This window comes from Microbacterium pseudoresistens, assembly GCF_013409745.1.
GTDB classification, from domain to species: Bacteria; Actinomycetota; Actinomycetes; order Actinomycetales; family Microbacteriaceae; genus Microbacterium; species Microbacterium pseudoresistens.
Genome location: NZ_JACCBH010000001.1, coordinates 929,221 through 947,166 on the forward strand (window position 1 = coordinate 929,221; position 17,946 = coordinate 947,166).

Genomic DNA, 17,946 nt, shown 5'->3' on the forward strand with positions numbered 1-17,946 from the left:
GTATTGGGTCATGGGAACGACGCCCGGTGACTACCTCTCCCGCTCACGGGAGATCGCCGAGGAGTGCGGGGCCATCAGCACCGAGATCGCCCGACTCGAAGCACAGCGGGCGGAGCTGTTGGCCGAGCGAGTCGTGTTGCTGCTGGATGAGATCCCGCCCGGGCGGCACGGGTTCGAGCAGGCTGAACGGTCCATGGATTGCGAGATCTCCGCGGCGCTGCATGTGACACGCGGCGCAGCCATGCGGATGCTGGCGACGTCGTGGGTGATCTACGACCGCTTCCCCGCCACCCGCGACGCACTGGCCGCAGGCGAGATCTCATTCCGCCACGCGACGGTGATCACCGCAGCAGCAGCCCCCATCCCCCGCGAGAACGTCGAGGCGATCGCGGCATTCGAGGCGCAGGTCATGCCCTACGCGACGGAAGAGACCGCCGCCCGCACCGAAGCGTTCGCGAAATCCGTCGCCGCAGCGGTCGCACCCGAAACCGTCGTCGAACGGCATGAACGGGCACGCAGGCGACGCTCCGTGTCGGTATCCGACCTTGAAGACGGACTATCGATCCTGACACTCATCCTTCCCTCCGTGCAGGCCCACGGGATCATGGACCGGGTGTCTGCGACAGCCCGCGGGATTCGCGACAACGCGGCCCGCGGCATCCGCGACAATGCGGATAGATCCGACGACGACATCGACGACCAGCTCCTGTCCGGCCAGGACGAGACCCCCACGGTCGACGACCGGACTCTGGACGAGATCCGTGCCGACATCGCCGCCGACCTGCTCCTCACCGGCACCACCACCATCACCACCGACGCCGGGCTCGACGGGGTTCACGCCACCGTGCAGGTCACGATCGCCGCGACCACCCTCGCCGGGCTCGACGACAAGCCCGCCGAACTCGACGGACACGGACCCCTCCACCCCGACATCGCCCGACGCCTCGCCGGACACGCCACCTCATGGTCCAGACTCTTCCTCGACCAGACCGGAATGGTCACCCGAGTCGACCGATACACCCCCACCAACGACATGAAACGATACCTGTGAGCAAGAGACAGACACTGCCGGTTCCCCGGATGCCGCACCCCCGCCCGACGCTGCCACCTCGACCACAACCACGACCACGCCAAAGGCGGACCCACCGACCTACGAAACCTCGCACACCTCTGCCCCGCACACCACGCCCTCAAACACCCCGACCACGACGACCGATGGCGATGGACCGCGAAACAACTCTCGGGCGGCAGTATCCGATGGACAACACCATCCGGGCACAGCTACACCGACGCATCCCCACCCCGCGTCATGTTCGTCTGACGCAACGCCGGCATGCCGGATAGTGAACCGCGAGTCAGCCGCGCATCGCGACGCCGCGGCGCCAGTAGCCCATGAAGGCCACCTGCGCGCGATCGATGCCGAGGTCCTTCACCAGGTGCCGTCGAAGCGTGGTGACCACGCCGCTCTCCCCCGCGATCCAGAAGTACCGGTCCGTCGCATGGCCGACGCCGGTGACGTCTTCGCCGAGGCCCGAGTAGATCGGCGTCTCCCATACGAGGGCGTCGCCCTCCACGTCGGTGACGGTGATCTCGGCGCCCGCATCGCCATCGCCCAGATAGTCGAGCACTGTGGGGATGAGGCGCAACCCGTGCGCCGCGTCACCGCGCGCCAGCCAGTGCACCTCCACGCCGTCGGGCGCATCGATCGCCAGTTCGTCCTGGGTCGAGGGCACCTCCAGGAAGGCAATGCCGCGAAGATCGCGCGGCGCGTCTTCCAGGATGCGGGCGATGGCCGGTGCAGCCGTCTCGTCGCCCGCCAGCACTACCGAGGTCGCCGCACCCGGGGCGTACTCGATGCCGCTGCGATCCGTCCGTCCGCGCCGCGGGCCGATGACGAGCAGCTCGTCCCCCACGGATGCCGTGCTCGCCCACCGCGAGGCCGGTCCGGTCAGACCCGGCTCGAGATGCAGCACGAAGTCGACGACGACCTCGGTGGCGACATCCGTGACACGCAGCTCCCGCACCGAGTACGTGCGCATCGAACCTCGTTCGCCCTCCGGCACCGCGAGGTAGTCGCCCCACCAGTCGTCCGTGTCGGGCGAGATCGGCGGCAGGATGCCCGAGTCCGGCGGGAAGACGAGCTTGATGCGCGCGTCGAACACCTCCCCCGGCGTGCCGAAGTCGTCGAGATCGTCGCCGCCCAGAGTGATGCGCACGAAGTTCGGCGACACCCTCTCGACCGCGCGCACGGCGGCGCGCGCCAGCACGTACGAGGGGCGCGGCCGTGCGGTCGCTCCCGCACCGCTGTCTCCGGCGTCCTCGTCGTCCGTCACCGTCGCGATCCGCTCAGCCGATGCTGTTCGTGTGGACATGATGCCTCCCGATGGGTGTGACCATCGGCTTTCCCGAGACGGGGTCGATGGTGATCTGATTGGCCAGGCCGAAGACCTCTTCGACCATGGCGGTGGTGACGACCTCCGCCGGCGCCCCCACGGCATGCACGCGGCCCTGCCGCATGGCGACGATCTCGTCGGAGTATCGCGCGGCGAGGTTGAGGTCGTGCAGCACCATGACGATCGTGGTGCCGCGGGCGACGCTGAGGTCTGTGAGCAGGTCGAGCACGTCGACCTGGTGGGCGACGTCGAGGAACGTCGTGGGCTCGTCCAGCAGCAGGATGTCGGTCTCCTGAGCCAGCGCCATCGCGATCCACACGCGCTGGCGCTGCCCGCCAGAGAGCTCGTCGACGCTGCGGTCGGCAAGCGCTGTGATGCCGGTCGCCTCCAGCGCGTCGGCGACGACCTCGTAGTCGTGAGTGCTCCAGCGCGCCAGCGCCTTCTGATGCGGATGCCGCCCGCGGCCGACGAGGTCGGAGACAGCGATCCCCTCGGGCGCGATCGGCGACTGCGGCAGGAGCCCCAGGATGCGCGCGACCTCCTTGGTGGGCCGCGAGTGCACCGACTTTCCGTCGAGCACGACCTGTCCCGCACTCGGCGAGAGCAGCCGCGCGAGCGCCCGCAGCAACGTGGATTTGCCGCAGCCGTTGGCCCCCACGATCGAGGTGATCCGCCCTGGCGCGATCGTCAGGTCCAGCCCCTCGATGATGAGGCGATCGGTGTAGCCGAGGGTGAGTCCCTCGGCGGTCAGGCGATGCGCTTCGGTCACAGTGATCCTCCCGCGCGGTTGATGCGGATGAGCAGATAGATGAGGTACGGGGCCCCGAGCACGCCGGTGACGACGCCGACGGGGTAGCGCGCGCCGAGGCCGTACTGCGCCACGAGGTCGCCCGCGAGCACGAGCAGCGCCCCGACCAGCGCCGACGGCAGCAGCAGCGAGGCGCCGGTCCCCGTGATCCGCGCGGCGATGGGCCCAGCCATGAACGCGACGAACGCAACGGGCCCGACCGCGGCGGTGGCCACGGCGAGCAGCATGACGGCGCCGAGGATGAGCAGCATGCGCGTGGAGCCGACGCGCACGCCGAGCCCGGCAGCCGAGTCGTCGCCGAGTTGGAGCGCCCCCAGCGCGCGGCCACGCGAGAGCATCACCGGCATGAGCACGGCCACGGCGAGCGCGAGCGGCAGCACGTCGTCCCACGACGCGTTGTTGAGGCTGCCGGTGAGCCACTGCATCGCCGTCTGGATGTCCCACTGCGCGGCGCGCGAGAGCACGTACGACACGACGCTCTGGAGCATCGCGGCAACCCCGATGCCGATGAGGATCAGCCGGGTGCCGGCGAAGCCGCCGCGGTTCGAGAGCCCGTAGATCGTCAGGGCCGTGAGCACGGCACCGCCGAGAGCGAGCAGCGACACCGCCGGACCGCTCCACCCGAGCACGACGATGCCGACGACGGCCGCGGCGCTCGCGCCCTGCGAGATGCCGATGATGTCGGGCGAGGCCAGCGGGTTGCGCAGCAGGGTCTGGAACGACACGCCCGCCATGCCGAACGCCGCGCCGGCGAGGATCGCCAGCGCGGCGCGCGGCAGGCGCAGCTCGCCGATCGTGAACGAGGCGCCGGGCACGGTCTCGCCGAGCAGCACGCGCACGATCTCGTCAGGCCCGTAGAAGGTGTTGCCGACCATGAGCGCCACGACGAACACGGCGAGGACGAGCACCGCCAGCACGATCGAGGCGGCCGCGTGGCGCCGCTGCCGGGCACGGCGTCCGGCGAGCACCGCATCCGCCCCGGTGCGGATGGGGCGGGATGCGGGCGGGCGCGTATCGACGGCGGTCACAGTTCGCGCACCTTCTGGCGGCGGACGATCCATATGAAGAACGGTGCGCCGATGACGGCCGTGACGATGCCGACCTGGATCTCCTGCGACGACGGGGCGATCACGCGGCCCACGATGTCGGCGGCGACGAGCAGTGCGGCCCCGGCGACCGCCGAGAACGGCAGCAGCCACCGGTGGTCGGTGCCCACGAGCATCCTGCACATGTGCGGCACGACGAGCCCGATGAAGCCGATGGGCCCGGCGAGCGCGGTGGCCGCACCCGCGAGGATCACGGCACCCAGCGCCGACACCAGCCTGGTGCGGAACACGTTCTCCCCCAGGCCCGCCGCCATGTCGTCGCCGAGGGCGAGCGAGTTCATGCCTCGCGCGCACACGAAGCAGATGAGCGCACCGACCGCGAGCACGGGGGCGGTGGCGGAGATGCGCGGCCACTCCGCCCCGCCGACGCCGCCGATCTGCCACGACTGGAAGACCTGCAGCAGGTCGACGCGCGGCAGCATGACGGCGCTGATGAGCGAGGCGAATGCCGCCGAGGTGGCGGCCCCGGCGAGCGCCAGCTTGAGCGGGGTCGCGCCGCCGCGGCCGAGCGAGCCCACCGCGTAGACGAAGACGCCCGCCCCCGCCGCGCCCGCGATGGCGAAGACCATGAAGCTGTACGGATCGGCGATCCCGAGGAACGCGATGCCGACGACGACCGCCAGCGACGCCCCGTTGGTGACGCCGAGGATGCCCGGGTCGGCGATCGGGTTGCGGGTGACGGCCTGCATGCTCGCACCCGACAGTGCGAGGGCGGCGCCCACGAGCAGGGCGAGCACGGTGCGGGGGATGCGCTTGACGATCGCCGCCTGCGACACGGTGTCGGTGTGGCCCGCCAGCGCGGCGACAATGTCGTCGACGTTCACCGCGCGCACACCGAACGCGATCGACAGCGTCGCGAGCACCATCAGTGCCACGACCCCGGCGAGCAGCCACAGCATCCGCACCGCTGCCGGGCGCCGCAGAGTCGCGGAGTCCGGCGCGGCGGGACGCGTCATGGTGCTGGCGTTCACGTGCTGCCGTTCACGAGGTGGTGTTCACGAGTGGACCAGGGTCGTCGGTGCGGCCCCGTCGGTCAGTTCGCCAGCAGCGGCTTCTCGAGGATGGTGAAGTAATCGTCGATGCCCCACCCGATCGACAGCGGCGACGGGTTGGCGGAGGCCGCGATAGGAGTGGCGTCGGGCAGGATAGCGATATGCCCGGCGGCGATCGCGGGGATCTTCGACAGCAGCGGATCGGCCTGCAGCAGCGGGATCATCGACGCATCGCCGTACGTGATGAACACGTCGACGTCGGCGAACTTCTCCGCCTCCTCGGCGCTCACCATGAGGTAGAACTCCTCGGTGTCGGCGTTCTCCTTCACGATCTCGGGTTCGGGGAAGCCGAGGCCCGTGAGGTAGCCGGGGCGTGTGTCGGCCGCGGTGTAGTAGCCGATCTGGCTGAGGTCGCTGGGGTCGATGTAGGAGAACAGCAGCTTCTGGTCCTGCAGCGCGGGGTGGGCGGCGAGCGCCGCATCCGTCTCGGCGTGGATCTGCTCGATGAGCGCGGCGCCCTCGTCGGCCAGACCCAGCGCCTCGGAGTTGAGGGTGATCATGTCTTCGACCGAGGTGCCCCAGGCGACCTCGGGGTATGCCACGACGGGGGCGATCTTCGACAGCGTGTCGTAGTCCTCCTGCGTGAGGCCCGAGTAGGAGGCGAGGATGACGTCGGGCCGGGTGTCGGCGACGGCCTCGTAATCGATGCCGTCGGTCTCATCGAACAGCACCGGCACCTCGCCGGCCTCCTCGGCCTTCTTGTCGCCGATGAGCGACACGTCGACGCCGAGGTCGGTGAGCGTGTCTTCGACCCAGGGCAGGACACCGTTGTCGTCGTCATCGCCCCAGGTCGCCTTGCTCATGCCGACCGGCACGATGCCCAGGGCGAGCGGCACCTCATGGTTGGCCCAGGCGACGGTGGCGACGCGCACGGGCTTCTCGGTGATCGTGGTCTCGCCGTAGACGTGCTCGATCGTGACGGGGAAGCCGTCGGCGGATGCGGCACCGCCGGCGTCAGCGGCCCCCGAATCGGAGGCGGGTGTGGAGCAGGCGGCGAGGCCGACGGCGAGCACGGCAGCGGTGCCGACGGCGAGGATGCGGGTGAGGCGCACGGGCGCTCCTTCACGGTGCGGAGGTCACGGAGGGGAGGATGCTTTGGTAAGCCTGCCCTAACTTACCAGATGTTCGTGCTTGTCAAAGTCGCGGCACGACGAGCGGGTGGGTGACGTCGTCGCGGAGCGCCTCCCGCGAACAGGATGAGAGGATCGGGGCGTGCTCACGGAGACTGCCGACACGCTTGCCCTCACGGCGGATACGGGCCGCGGCGCGCCCAGCCGACGCCTGCTCGCGGGTCTCGGAATCGGGAGCGCAGCGATCGGCGCAGCACTGCTGGCGTGGTGCGTCTGGCGACTTGTCGACGGCATCGCCCCCGCCGCCGCGGTCGGCGCGGTCGCGGGACTCGCGCTGCTCGCGGTCGCCGGCGCCTGCCTCACCGTCGTGCAGACGCTGCAGCGCACCGAGCGCAACGGGCTCATCCTGGCGGTCGAACCCGGCCGGGTCGTCACGCCCGGCGGCCCGATCCCCGCATCCGCCCTGCGCCGCATCCGCCTGCGCAGCCGCCGCTTCGCCCTCCGCACGCGGCACCCCGTGACGGCGGAGTGGGAGGCGCGAACGGGCACGGGAACGCACCGCACGATCGTGTTCGAGCGCACGGACGGCGCCGTCGAACGCGTGCACGCGGCCGTCTTCGCCACCGACGACGAGTTCGCCCGCGTCGTCCGCGCCGTGCTGCGCTTCGCCGAAGCGCACACCATCCCCGTCCAGCGCGGTCGCTGAGGGCACCTCGCACCACACAGCGGTATATGCGCGCGTCCGGGTGGAACTGCACAAGTGTGGCCGGACGCACATATTCTGACCCGCCGCGCACCTGAGAGTGTTCATCTCAACGACCCACAGACGAGCAATGTTGACGCGAGGAAACACCCATGACCAACGCATCCGTCGCGCCGGGATCGACTTCCCGTAAGACACACGATGCTGAGCCCGGCGCCCTTGACGGCGTCGTGGTCATCGATATCACAAGAGTCGTAGCGGGGCCGTACTGCTCGATGATTCTTGCCGATCTCGGTGCCACCGTGATCAAAGTCGAGCATCCGGACGAGCCCGACTACACGCGGACCTTCCCACCGATGCTGCAAGGCGACGGGGCCAGAAGCATGAGCGGCTTTTTCGCGCAGTACAACAGGAACAAGCTGGGCGTCACCATCAACCTTCGTCACGACGACGGAAAGGCGCTCCTGCGCAGACTCGTCGAATCCGCGCATGTCCTGGTCGAGAACTTTCGTCCGGGCACCATGGACAAGCTCGGCGTTGGCTATGAAACCCTCCGACAGATCAACCCGCAGCTCGTCTATGCGGCGCTCAGCGGATTCGGACAGCACGGTCCGTACCGCACCAAGCCGGCCTATGACAACAGCGCCCAGGCCACGGGCGGCCTGTGGTCGATGAACGGCCCCCTCGGGGGTCCTCCCGTGCGCGTGGGGACCATCATCGGCGATCTCGCCGCGAGTCTTTATGGCGTCGTCGGCGTGCTCGCCGCCTTGCGCCATGCGGAACGGACCGGAGAAGGACAGCTCGTCGACATCTCGCAGCAGGACTCCGTGCTCACGCTGACGGAGAACGCCGTCGTCAACTACTCCGCGACCGGCGAAGTTGCCATGCCCCTCGGAAACCAGCATCCGTTCGTCCGCCCCTACGAGCTGTTCCCCTGCGCCGACGGCTTCGTCTTCTTCGGTGGGTACACCGACAAGTTCTGGAAGCTCTCGTGCGAGATCTTCGGCGCACCGAGCGACTTCGCGGACAATCCCGATCTGCACAGCATGGCGGTCCGATTCTCCGACGAGGCGTATCGGGATCGGGTCCGTCCTCTCATCGAGGGCTGGTTTCGTTCACGCACGAAGGCTGAGCTGGAGAACCTCGCCGGGGATCACGTTCCACTCAGCGCGGTGAAGAACATCAGCGAGGTCGTCGCCGATCCGCAGATCGCCGCGCGCGACATGGTGATCGAAACAGAATACGAAGGCTTCGGATCGCTTCAGACCTTCGGCTCACCCATCAAACTGACGCGCACGCCGCCCCGGGTGCGCGGTCTCGCTCCGCACACCGGTGCGCACACCGAGACCGTGCTCAGAGATCTTCTCGGTCTCACGCAGGACGAGATCGCGGATCTTCGCCGCGGCGGGACGATCTGATGGCGAAGGTGGTCCTCGAGCGCCTCGAGGGGGTCGGGGTGATCACGATCACGCGACCGGAGAAGCTGAACTCTCTGACTCTCTCGATGTACGACCAACTCGGAGAAGCCTTTGCTGAAGTCGCCGAGGATCCCGGGATCGGCGTCGCAATCTTGACCGGCTCGGGCACGAGGGCGTTCTGCGTCGGAGCAGATCTCGGTGAGTCGATACCGGCGCTCACCGAGGGACGATTCGACATCAGCCGATGGGACGCCGCGCACCAGAAGCACTCCCGGCTCGACAAGCCGGTCATCGCGGCGGTGAATGGTCTCTGCCTCGGTGGCGGGTTCGAGATCGTGCTCTCCACCGACATCCGGATCGCGTCGGAAGACGCATCGTTCGGCCTTCCCGAGACCGGTGTCGGCGTCGTACCCGCTGGAGGAACACTCGTCCGTCTCGTCCGGCAGATACCGTACGCATTCGCGATGGACCTGATGATGCGGGGAACGCGGATCGATGCACGCACCGCCGAACGCTACGGGATCGTCAACCAGGTGGTCCCGGCTACCGACCTTCTCGACGTTGCATGGGATATCGCCGGTGATCTTCTGACCCGCAGCAGAACGGCTGTCGCAACCGTGAAGGCGGCGGTCCGCGAGCTCATCGACCTCCCTTACGACGAAGCGTTCCGACGCGAGGCTCTCCTCGGGCAAGGGGCGTTCACGAGCGATGATGCGAGGGAGGGCCTCACCGCATTCGCCGAGCGGAGAGCACCGGTCTTCCCCTCGCAGCAGGCCTAGAATGCCGACATCGCTCCCGAACGGTCCGGAGCGCTGGTCGAACGGGGCTCTGAGCATGGCGGGGATGACAAAGAAGTCGACCGCCGATATGTCGGACCTGCCGACGATCGCGAAAGAGATCCTCGCCGCGGCCCGGGCAGAACCGGGCCAGGTGCCGAGTTCGCTGCGCCTCTTCCTCGATCGCGCGGGAACCGGAACCGACGAGGTTGCCGCTCTGCTCGCCGCCGTCCACGAATCGCAGATCCTCGGAGCGCGCCTGAGGCGAAGGACCGCCGAACTGGAGGCGCTGTTCTCGACCGCACGAGAGCTTGTCCGCCTGCAGGATGTGAATGATGTGCTCCGCCGTCTCGTGCAGCGCGCGCACGACCTGATGGGCACCGACGTCACCTATCTTTCCGAAGTCGAGGTCGGGACCCAGGACCTCATCGTCCGGCACTCCGTCGGCACGGTCACCCCGGAGTTCCGCGATCTCCTCGTTCCCGCCGGTTACGGGCTCGCGAGCCGCGTCGTCCAGACCAGGGAACCGGTCTGGGTTTCGAGGTACGAGACGATGCAGCTCGCGCGTCGCGATTCGCGGATCGACGCCGCCGTGGTCGCCGAAGGACTCGTGTCCTTTCTCGGTGTGCCTCTCGCCGTGGGTGACGAGGTGCTCGGCGCACTCTTCGCTTGCAACCGCTTCCCTCATGAGTCCTCGCCGGACGAAGTACTGTTGCTGTCCGCCTTCGCAGACCATGCGGCCGCGGTGCTCCACAGTGTGCGCGTGCTCGCGAGCGCCGAGACGGCGACGTTGCGCGCGGAGGAGGCCTATCAAGAGCTGGAGAAGCACCTCTCGGCGACCGAGCTCGCCGGCGCGGTCCACGAGGAACTGACATCCGCGGTGATCTCCGGCGGAACCGTCGTGGACATCGTCGAAACGCTGGCCCGAAGCCTCGACACGCGAGTGTGGGCGATTGATGAGAACGGCAGAGCTCTGCATCTGTCAGAGGAAGCGGACCTGCCTTCGCGCACCGCTCTGGACTCGGCGCTGGCGCAGAGCAGATCGAGCGGTCACGTGGCGAGCGTCCACTCCGATGATCGCGGATGGTTCGTCGTGGCGATCCTGGGCGCCGATCGGGTACTTGGGGCGATCGTCGCCGAGGAACAGGAGGGGCTTCCAGACGATATCGCCCGTCGCACGCTGGAGCGGGCAGCCCACGTCGCCGCGCTTGTCTCGTTCAAACAAGAGGCCGTCTCGGCCATTCGAGCCGAGCGCCGAGCGCGGTGGCTCTTGATGACGTTGGATGGACGCGATCCATCCCCCGACGGAGGAGATCCTCTGGTCCCCTCTCCGAAGCTCCTCACCGGCTGCGCTGTGGTGAGCATCGGCGGGAGCCGAGGAACGGAGGCGTCTGCCATCGCGGAACGAGCGGTGGGGGACACAGGTTTCGTCGCATTGCACCGCGACGACAGGATCATCGTCGCCTGGACGATTCCCGATGTGTTGGACTCCACAGAGCGACTGCGCAGAGTGCTGGCTGACAATCTCCGTGAGCCGCAGGTCACCGCGGTCGCCTGTGTACGGGACGTCGCTCCGAACGAGCTGCCGGAGATCGTCGACCGCGCTTCGCGGGATCTGAGCTTCCTCCCCGCGCTGGGCGTGACGGGGACCACTGTGTCGTCCGATGCCTTCGCCCCGTATCATGTGCTGTCGCCGAGCGATCCGGAGACGGTCGGTCGCTTCATCGATGGCCTCCTCGGCAACGTCATCGCGTGGGACAACCACCGCGACGCGCGCCTGTTCGAGACTCTTCTGGCCTACTTCGAGGAAGGAGAGAACCGCTCCGTCGTCGCCGCGTCCCTCCACATCCACAAGAACACCGTTCAGCAGCGGTTGGAGCGGATCCAAGCGCTGCTGAACGGTGAACTATCCGATCCCGAGTTCCGCTTCCGCCTCCAGGCAGCAGTCCGTCTGGAGCATCTGCGACGCACCCTCCGGGCTGGGACGACGGCGGCGTCGAACGCCGAGACCGTCCCTGCCCGTCACCGCAGCCGGCGACCGATCACTCAGGAATAAACTGAGAAGACCAGTTGAGGCTCTTCTGCCTCGGCCAGTTCGAGGGTGTACAGCGCATCGACGGCCGCTCGCTGGGCGGGATACAGCCGTCCAAGGATAGCGAGCTCCGCCTCGGAGGCGCGGATACCGGCGGTCTCCAGCAAGAAGGCGACGGTCTCTTCAGGGGTGCTCATGCGATGCTCTCCTTCACGATGTCCGATTCTGCGAGGTGGTGGCTGGTGCGGCGCTGGAAGGCGTCAGCTATCCGCAGCACGGTCGACTCTTCGAACGGGCGGCCTGCGAGCTGCAGTCCGAGCGGAAGCCCCGTGGCATCCTGTCCCATCGGCACGGAGATCGCGGGATAGCCGACCCCGTTCCAGTAGCCGGTGTTCACGACGTCGATGTACTGCTCGAAGTCCTGCGTCGCCAGCGGCAGCCCACCGGTCATCGCCGTCGGGGTGAGGTGGATATCGATATGTGCGAACATCTCCTCCATCTCCCGGACGGCTGCCCGGCGGAGACGTTGCATCTGGACGTAGTCACCGGAGGAGAAGAGTGCCCCGGTCGCGATCGACAGCCGCGTCTCGGCGCCGTAATCCTCCCAGCGTGACTTGAGGTTCTCGCGGTGATACGCGAACGCCTCCATCACGAACCCGAGCATGGTCGCGTCCTTGAGCTCGTCGCGGTAGGGCAACGGCGCATCGGAGATCACCACCCCCGCCTCGCGGAGTACGGCGATCGCTGCATGGACGCCCTCGGCGGTAGCGGGATCGCAGAGCGGCGAGTCGAGGAAACTCAGATCGATACCGACCCGCAGACCCTCGATGTTCCCGTCAAGCCCGGCGACGTAGTCATCGACCGGACGGTCGACGCTGCACGCGTCGGACTCGTCGTGACCGGCGAGCACATTGAGCATCAGCCCGCAGTCATAAGCGGTCCTGGTCATGGGCCCCACATGGTCGTAACTGAATCCTAGAGGGACGATACGCGACTTCGGCACACGTCCGAAGGTCTGCTTGAACCCGGAGATCCCGCACCATGCGGCCGGCATCCGAATGCTCCCTCCCGTGTCGGTTCCCAGCCCCCCGAGGAACAGTCCCGAAGCCACCCCCGCGCCCGTTCCCGAGCTGGATCCGCCTGTCCAATGGTCCGTGGAGAAGGGGTTGCGCGGGATCGGGAACGGCTTCTGCGGGTCCGGCATGCCCACCGCGAACTCCATGGTGGTGGTCTTGCCCGTGAGGACGGCGCCGGCCGCTCTCAGACGTGCGACCACCGGTGCGTCCTGACCTCCCCCGAAGCCCGATTCGAGGACGAGGCTCTGCGCGGTCGTCGGCGCATCGGATGTGGAGATGTTGTCCTTGATCCCCAGCGGTATACCCTGTAGCGGGCCGATTTCGACGCCGCGGGCGAACTGCTCATCCGCCCGATCGGCCGCCTGCCTCGCCTCGTCATCGAGGCGGACGATATACACGCCCAGGCGCTCGGCGAGCGCGTCGGCACGGGCGATGGTCTTCTCGGTCAGCTCACGCGAGGTGATTGTGCCGTCGCGCAGCGCACGCGCGGCGGCGCTGATGGTCAGTGGCAGCCGATCGGCTACGCGAGAGATGTCCGCGTCCTCGCGAACGTCCTTGTCTGTCTTCATGGTGTCGATCTCCGGATTCGATGGACGGGGTGGCTTCTACACGCCGAGATACTGGTGCTGCAAGGACTCCTCTCGTACGAGGTCCTCCACACGGAGGTTTGCGACGATCTGACCGCGATCGATCACCCGGACGCGCTCCGCGACCTTGGCGACGAAGTCGAGGTTCTGCTCGACCACGAGGACGGCGAGCCCGCGTTCTTGCGCGATCCTAGCGACGGTCTCCGCGATCTCGGCGACGATCGAAGGTTGGATGCCTTCGGACGGCTCGTCCAGCAGCAGCACCTTCGGGTCGCTGATCAGCGCCCTGCCGATGGCGAGGATCTGCTGCTGTCCACCGCTGAGACTTGCGCCCCGATCCTGCAACTTCTCACCGAGCAGGGGGAGCATGTCGAGGATCTCCGCCAGCCGACGCGATGGATCGCGCATCCGCATCGCCTTCACCGCGACCAGCAGATTCTCCTTGACCGTCAGCGTGCCGAATATGTCCCTGCCCTGCGGGACATAGGCGATCCCGGCTCTCGCCCTGCGGTGGGGCGGGAACGAGGTGACCTCTTCCCCGGCAACTGCGACGCTCCCCTCTGTCGCCCTGCGGTGCCCCGCGACGGCGCGAAGCAGGGTTGTTTTCCCGACACCATTGCGGCCGATGAGAACCGAGATCTCTCCCGCGGAGACGCTCAGATCTATATCGCGCACCACGACGAGAGGACCGTATCCGGCCACGAGCCGTTGAATGTCAAGCATGTGCCCGCCCGAGATAGACATTGAGAACCCGCTCGTCGCTCCGGAGCTCGTCGATCGTGCCCCTGGTCAGGATCGCGCCGCGGTCGAGAACCGTCACCGGTGCTCCAAGGTCGCGAATGAACTCCATGTCGTGCTCGACGACGATCACGGTCAGATGCGAGGCCACAGAGCGGATGAGCCTTGCGATCGCCCTGGTCTCCTCCGTGGTCATTCCCGCCGTGGGCTCGTCGAGCAAGAGAACCCGTGGGCGTGTGGCCAGCGCCATACCGATCTCGAGGAGCTGCCGATGCCCGTGCGCGAGCTGGGAGGCGTCGAACGAAGCGGCGTGGCCGAGTCCGAGCCACGACTCGATCTCCGCCGCGCGCGCCGTCGCCGCAGACGCACTCCGATCGTCAGCGTATACAGCGAGCCAGAGGTTCTCTCGGACGGGAAGATCCATGAAGACACTGGCGATCTGCCGTTTGAGCGCGAGTCCGCGACGGGCGCGGACGAAGACGGGAAGACGCGTGATGTCGTCGTCCCCGAGCCTGATGGTTCCGTCATTCGGCTGCACATAGCCCATAAGCAGCCCGAACAGTGTCGATTTGCCCGCGCCGTTCGGGCCGACGATCGAATGGATCTCGGCAGCGTCGAACGTGAGAGAGACATCTCGGGTGACCTCGAGACCGCCGTATCGCTTCGAAAGGTGAGCGACCGACAGCGTCGCGCCTCCTCGCTCGTTCGACGGAACCGGGAAGGGCCCGCGCACAGCATCCAGGACTTGCTCGGATGCGACGGCGGAACGTCGTCGATCATGCAGGCGCTTGATGAGCGCGCCGAGACTGGGCACGATCCCCGTAGGGAGGACAAGAACGACGACGATCAGCACGAGGCCGAGCACGATGGGACTGAGGTCTCCACCGGCCGAACCCAGCACAGAGGTAAGAGGCTCCACGATGAGCACGCCCACAAAGGCGCCGGCGAGAGAGGTGCGGCCGCCGACCATCGCCCAGACCACGACGAGCGCCGCTTGTGAGAGGCCGAAGACGGACGGATCCGTGTACAGCACCGTCGCTGCATAGAGCGCCCCGGCGAGTCCCGCCAAGCCGCCGCCGACCATGAAGGCGCGGAGCTTGACGTTTCTGACGTTATAGCCGAGCAACTCAGCTCGATCTGGGTTGACCGCGGTCGCGACGACAACCCGCCCGAAAGGACGGCGGAGTATGCCCTTCAGGAGATAGACCGCGGCTGCGGCGAGCAGCGCGATGAGCACCAACGTAGGCAACGGCGCGAGCGTGCCCTCAAGGCCCGGGAACGTCAGTGGCACACCGGAGATTCCGTTGTATCCACCGAGAGGCACGTCTCCCACGCGGATCGAGGGATCAGCGAGACCGCCGAGAATGGTGACCAGAACCAATGAGAACGCCAAAGTGACCACGGCCACGGGCAGAGGGCCCAGACGACCGTAGAAGACCACATACCCGAGCCCTGCCGCTACGAGCGCGGAGACGGCCACCGCTATCAGCACCGCCGAGACGGTCTCCCGCGTGACGTCCACGATGTTGCCTGCGGTCAGACAATAGACATAGGCGCCGATTCCGAAAAAGGCGGCCTGCGCGAAGCTGAACACCCCTGCTTTTCCCCACACGAACGTCAGGCTGAGGGCAAGCATCCCGTAGATCAGCCAAGTCGTCGACTGCTGCACCTGCGCGCGGCCGGAGAGCGCGCTCCAGAGCACGAAGATCACGGCGGCCGCGATCGGCCACAGCACCTGCCACGTCGTTGCTGCGCGCCTCATAGCGTGCGCTTCCAGGACGCCGAGATGCCGTTCGGCAGCATTCTCAGGAGCAGCATGGCGACGACCATGAGGGCGGCAGTCCCGAGAACTGGGCTCACCGCGTTCGCAACGATCTCGCGGCTCGCGCCCAGTACACCGGATGCGGCCACCAGCCCCGCCAGCACCGCAGGGCCGCCGAGGACTACGGTCATGAAGGCCGACGAGATCAAGGGCAGGCCCATCGATGGGACCACGGCGAGCAGCGGAGAGAGCACAGCGCCGGCGAGGGCGGCGAATGCCGACCCCAGCGTGAAGGTGGTGGCGTTGACCCATCGGGTGTTCACCCCGAGGCTGGCGGCCATGTCACGATTCTGCATGGTCGCACGTGCCAGCATCCCGTACCGGGTCCGAGTGAACACGAGATAGGTCGCGATGACGCAGAGGCAGGCGATGCCGATGATCAGCAGCGAGTACCAGCCGATGGAGTAAGAGCCGATCGCAAGGCTGCCGAAGGGCGTCTGGATGCCACGTGGTGTGGTGCCGATGAGCAGCACTGCGGCCTGCTGCAGCACAAGGCTGAGACCGAACGTGGCCAGCAGTGTGCTCTCGATCCGGCGACCGTAGAGACGGCTGATGAGCAGCCGCTCGACGATCAGCCCGAGCATGGCGCCCGCTGCGACGGCGCAGACGATGGCGAGAACGAAGGGCACTCCGGAGGAGGTGAGAATCACCGTGACGAAGGCACCAATCATGATGAACTCTCCGTGCGCCATGTTGATGACGCCCATGATGCCGAACGTGATCGATAGACCCAACGCGGAGATCACAAGGGTGGAGATCCCGACGAGTGCGCTCAGGGAAGTCACGAGGAGGAAGTCCATCAGCACTCCCTCTCCGTCGTACCGCCCTCAAGGGGGCGGTACGACGGTCGAATCATCGTTGAGATCATGGCGTGTACTGCTGGTTGTCGTCGGGGTTCGCCACGAGGTCGCAGACTTCCTGCTCGAAGGTCGGTACCTGTGCAGTGAGCGTGTCGAGGACCGTGAACGCCCGATTGTCGACCTGAGCGATGGAGATGTCTCGGATCGTGTGATTGGTCTTCGGATCGATGGTCACTGTGCCGGCCGGACCGTCGAAGGACACGTCGCCGGTGGCAATGGCTTCGAGTACCTTGTCCCGATCAGTCGAACCGGCCTTCTCCACTGCGGCTGCCCACAGATGCCACGCTTCCCAGTCCTTCTCCGCGAGTCCGCTGATGTAAGAGTGGTCGCTGCCGAACGCGTCCTCGAACTTCGCCAGGAAGTCTTTGTTCGCCGGGTTATCGAGTTCCTCGTAATAGTTGTATGCGGTGATGATGCCGTTCGTGTCTTCCGCAGGAAGCGTCTCCTGTTCGTTGCCGAGGCCGAAGGCATTGGAGATCACCGTGGTCGAATCGAGAATCCCTCGAGTCTGAAGCTCGCGATAGAACGGCACGTGGTTCGCGCCGACGACGAAGGACGCGATGACATCCGGTTTCGCGGCCTGAATCTTGCTGAGCGTGGCGCTGAAGTCGCCGCTGTCCAGTGAGATGAAGTCCGTTCCGACAATGGTCGACCCCGACTCATCGGCGTATTTCTGGAGCCACTGGGCGGAGATCTGTCCGAAGTTGTAATCCGCTGCGACGATGTAGATGCTCTTGGGACCAGAGGCGGTCGCGTAGTCGAACAGTGGCTTGATGTACTGAGATGCCGTCTCTCCGGTCGTGATCTCGTTGATGTCGCACACGCCACCCTCATAGCCGGCGTTGAAGAAGTACAGCGTTTCGGCGCGATCGAGAACGGGCCGCATCGCCTCTCGCGCAGCACTCGTGGTACCACCCATCACGACCGCTACTTGGTCCTTGTTCACGAGTTGATTCGCGAACTCGACGTTCTTCGCCGTCGAGGATTGAGAGTCGTATTGGATCAGCTCGAGCTGTCGACCCAGCACACCGCCGCTTTGATTGATGTCGTCGATCGCCAACTCTGCGACTTGCGATTTCACGAGCGAGTACACATTCAGCGGCCCCGTCATATCGAGCACGGATCCGACCTTGATGACATCGCCGCCGTCATCTTGCTGCGGCGACTCCGTCAGCCCAGAGCACGCCGTCACAGTCGTCATCGCCACAACGGCTACAACGCCTAAACTCCATCGTCTAGCGCTATTCATAACTCTCCTGTGTCCGTAGTCAGGAGTGCCCGATCGAGGTGAAGAAGCCGAGCACCCAAGCGGATCGGAAGGAATCCGGTCACGTCGCTTGCAATGACGATAAGTTGCGGAGACAGGCCCGCTATAGATGATGCGCACACATAGTTGCGATACTCGATATGTGCTCTCGAACCAGCCGTGACGCGGGTTGTGCTCGAGCTTCGAATCGACGCACCAGCCTCTGGCCGCCCGTCTCCGTCGGCGCGCCGACAACCCC

The 17,946-nt window shown here is 66.7% G+C and carries 16 protein-coding genes; 5 read left to right on the plus strand and 11 right to left on the minus strand.

Annotated features, from left to right (window positions below; all coding sequences use genetic code 11):
- Nucleotides 1-10 precede the first annotated feature (10 nt).
- Nucleotides 11-1,051 carry a DUF222 domain-containing protein gene (locus BKA02_RS04510; RefSeq protein WP_179431688.1) on the plus strand — a complete coding sequence of 347 codons (1,041 nt, stop codon included), beginning with the start codon at nt 11-13 and terminating at the stop codon, nt 1,049-1,051.
- Between the two features lie 304 nt (nt 1,052-1,355).
- Here BKA02_RS04510 and BKA02_RS04515 read toward each other — a convergent pair whose 3' ends face one another.
- From BKA02_RS04515 to BKA02_RS04535, 5 genes are all read right to left on the minus strand, one after another.
- Nucleotides 1,356-2,372, minus strand: coding sequence for a siderophore-interacting protein (locus tag BKA02_RS04515; protein WP_179431690.1), 1,017 nt, complete (start codon nt 2,370-2,372; stop codon nt 1,356-1,358).
- On the minus strand, nt 2,347-3,162 hold the full coding sequence (locus tag BKA02_RS04520; RefSeq protein WP_179431692.1) for an ATP-binding cassette domain-containing protein: 816 nt from the start codon (nt 3,160-3,162) through the stop codon (nt 2,347-2,349). Before BKA02_RS04520 ends, BKA02_RS04515 begins: the two co-directional genes overlap by 26 nt.
- Nucleotides 3,159-4,229 carry a FecCD family ABC transporter permease gene (locus BKA02_RS04525; protein WP_343045348.1) on the minus strand — a complete coding sequence of 357 codons (1,071 nt, stop codon included), beginning with the start codon at nt 4,227-4,229 and terminating at the stop codon, nt 3,159-3,161. Before BKA02_RS04525 ends, BKA02_RS04520 begins: the two co-directional genes overlap by 4 nt.
- A complete protein-coding gene (locus tag BKA02_RS04530; protein ID WP_179431696.1) occupies nt 4,226-5,263 on the minus strand; it encodes a FecCD family ABC transporter permease in 1,038 nt (345 codons plus the stop codon). The genes BKA02_RS04525 and BKA02_RS04530 overlap by 4 nt, the downstream gene beginning before the upstream one ends.
- A 77-nt stretch (nt 5,264-5,340) precedes the next feature.
- Nucleotides 5,341-6,411: an ABC transporter substrate-binding protein gene (locus BKA02_RS04535; RefSeq protein WP_179431698.1), complete on the minus strand. Its 1,071-nt coding sequence runs from the start codon at nt 6,409-6,411 to the stop codon at nt 5,341-5,343.
- A gap of 160 nt (nt 6,412-6,571) precedes the next feature.
- Here BKA02_RS04535 and BKA02_RS04540 point away from each other — a divergent pair, with 160 nt between their 5' ends.
- The 4 genes from BKA02_RS04540 (at nt 6,572) to BKA02_RS04555 (ending at nt 11,382) form a co-directional block, all read left to right on the plus strand.
- The gene (locus tag BKA02_RS04540) at nt 6,572-7,135 is read left to right on the plus strand and encodes a hypothetical protein (protein ID WP_179431700.1); all 564 of its coding nucleotides are present in this window, start codon (nt 6,572-6,574) and stop codon (nt 7,133-7,135) included.
- Between the two features lie 149 nt (nt 7,136-7,284).
- Complete coding sequence (locus BKA02_RS04545) at nt 7,285-8,550, plus strand: CaiB/BaiF CoA transferase family protein (protein ID WP_179431702.1); 1,266 nt, start codon at nt 7,285-7,287, stop codon at nt 8,548-8,550.
- On the plus strand, nt 8,550-9,329 hold the full coding sequence (locus BKA02_RS04550; RefSeq protein WP_179431704.1) for an enoyl-CoA hydratase/isomerase family protein: 780 nt from the start codon (nt 8,550-8,552) through the stop codon (nt 9,327-9,329). The genes BKA02_RS04545 and BKA02_RS04550 overlap by 1 nt, the downstream gene beginning before the upstream one ends.
- Before the next feature lie 64 nt (nt 9,330-9,393).
- Entirely contained in the window at nt 9,394-11,382 is a 1,989-nt protein-coding gene (locus BKA02_RS04555; RefSeq protein WP_179431706.1) for a helix-turn-helix domain-containing protein, read from the plus strand.
- On the opposite strand, the gene BKA02_RS04560 is transcribed toward BKA02_RS04555, so the two are convergent.
- The 6 genes from BKA02_RS04560 to BKA02_RS04585 form a co-directional block, all read right to left on the minus strand.
- Complete coding sequence (locus BKA02_RS04560) at nt 11,373-11,555, minus strand: hypothetical protein (protein WP_179431708.1); 183 nt, start codon at nt 11,553-11,555, stop codon at nt 11,373-11,375. The two genes, BKA02_RS04555 and BKA02_RS04560, sit on opposite strands and share 10 nt — an antisense overlap.
- On the minus strand, nt 11,552-13,003 hold the full coding sequence (locus BKA02_RS04565) for an amidase (RefSeq protein ID WP_218844444.1): 1,452 nt from the start codon (nt 13,001-13,003) through the stop codon (nt 11,552-11,554). Before BKA02_RS04565 ends, BKA02_RS04560 begins: the two co-directional genes overlap by 4 nt.
- A gap of 36 nt (nt 13,004-13,039) precedes the next feature.
- Nucleotides 13,040-13,744 (minus strand): ABC transporter ATP-binding protein, encoded by a 705-nt coding sequence (locus BKA02_RS04570; RefSeq protein WP_179431710.1) that lies wholly within the window; start codon nt 13,742-13,744, stop codon nt 13,040-13,042.
- Nucleotides 13,737-15,521: a branched-chain amino acid ABC transporter ATP-binding protein/permease gene (locus BKA02_RS04575; RefSeq protein ID WP_179431712.1), complete on the minus strand. Its 1,785-nt coding sequence runs from the start codon at nt 15,519-15,521 to the stop codon at nt 13,737-13,739. The genes BKA02_RS04570 and BKA02_RS04575 overlap by 8 nt, the downstream gene beginning before the upstream one ends.
- Nucleotides 15,518-16,381, minus strand: coding sequence for a branched-chain amino acid ABC transporter permease (locus tag BKA02_RS04580; RefSeq protein ID WP_179431714.1), 864 nt, complete (start codon nt 16,379-16,381; stop codon nt 15,518-15,520). The genes BKA02_RS04575 and BKA02_RS04580 overlap by 4 nt, the downstream gene beginning before the upstream one ends.
- A 64-nt stretch (nt 16,382-16,445) precedes the next feature.
- Nucleotides 16,446-17,642: an ABC transporter substrate-binding protein gene (locus tag BKA02_RS04585; RefSeq protein WP_179431716.1), complete on the minus strand. Its 1,197-nt coding sequence runs from the start codon at nt 17,640-17,642 to the stop codon at nt 16,446-16,448.
- Between the last annotated feature and the right edge of the window lie 304 nt (nt 17,643-17,946).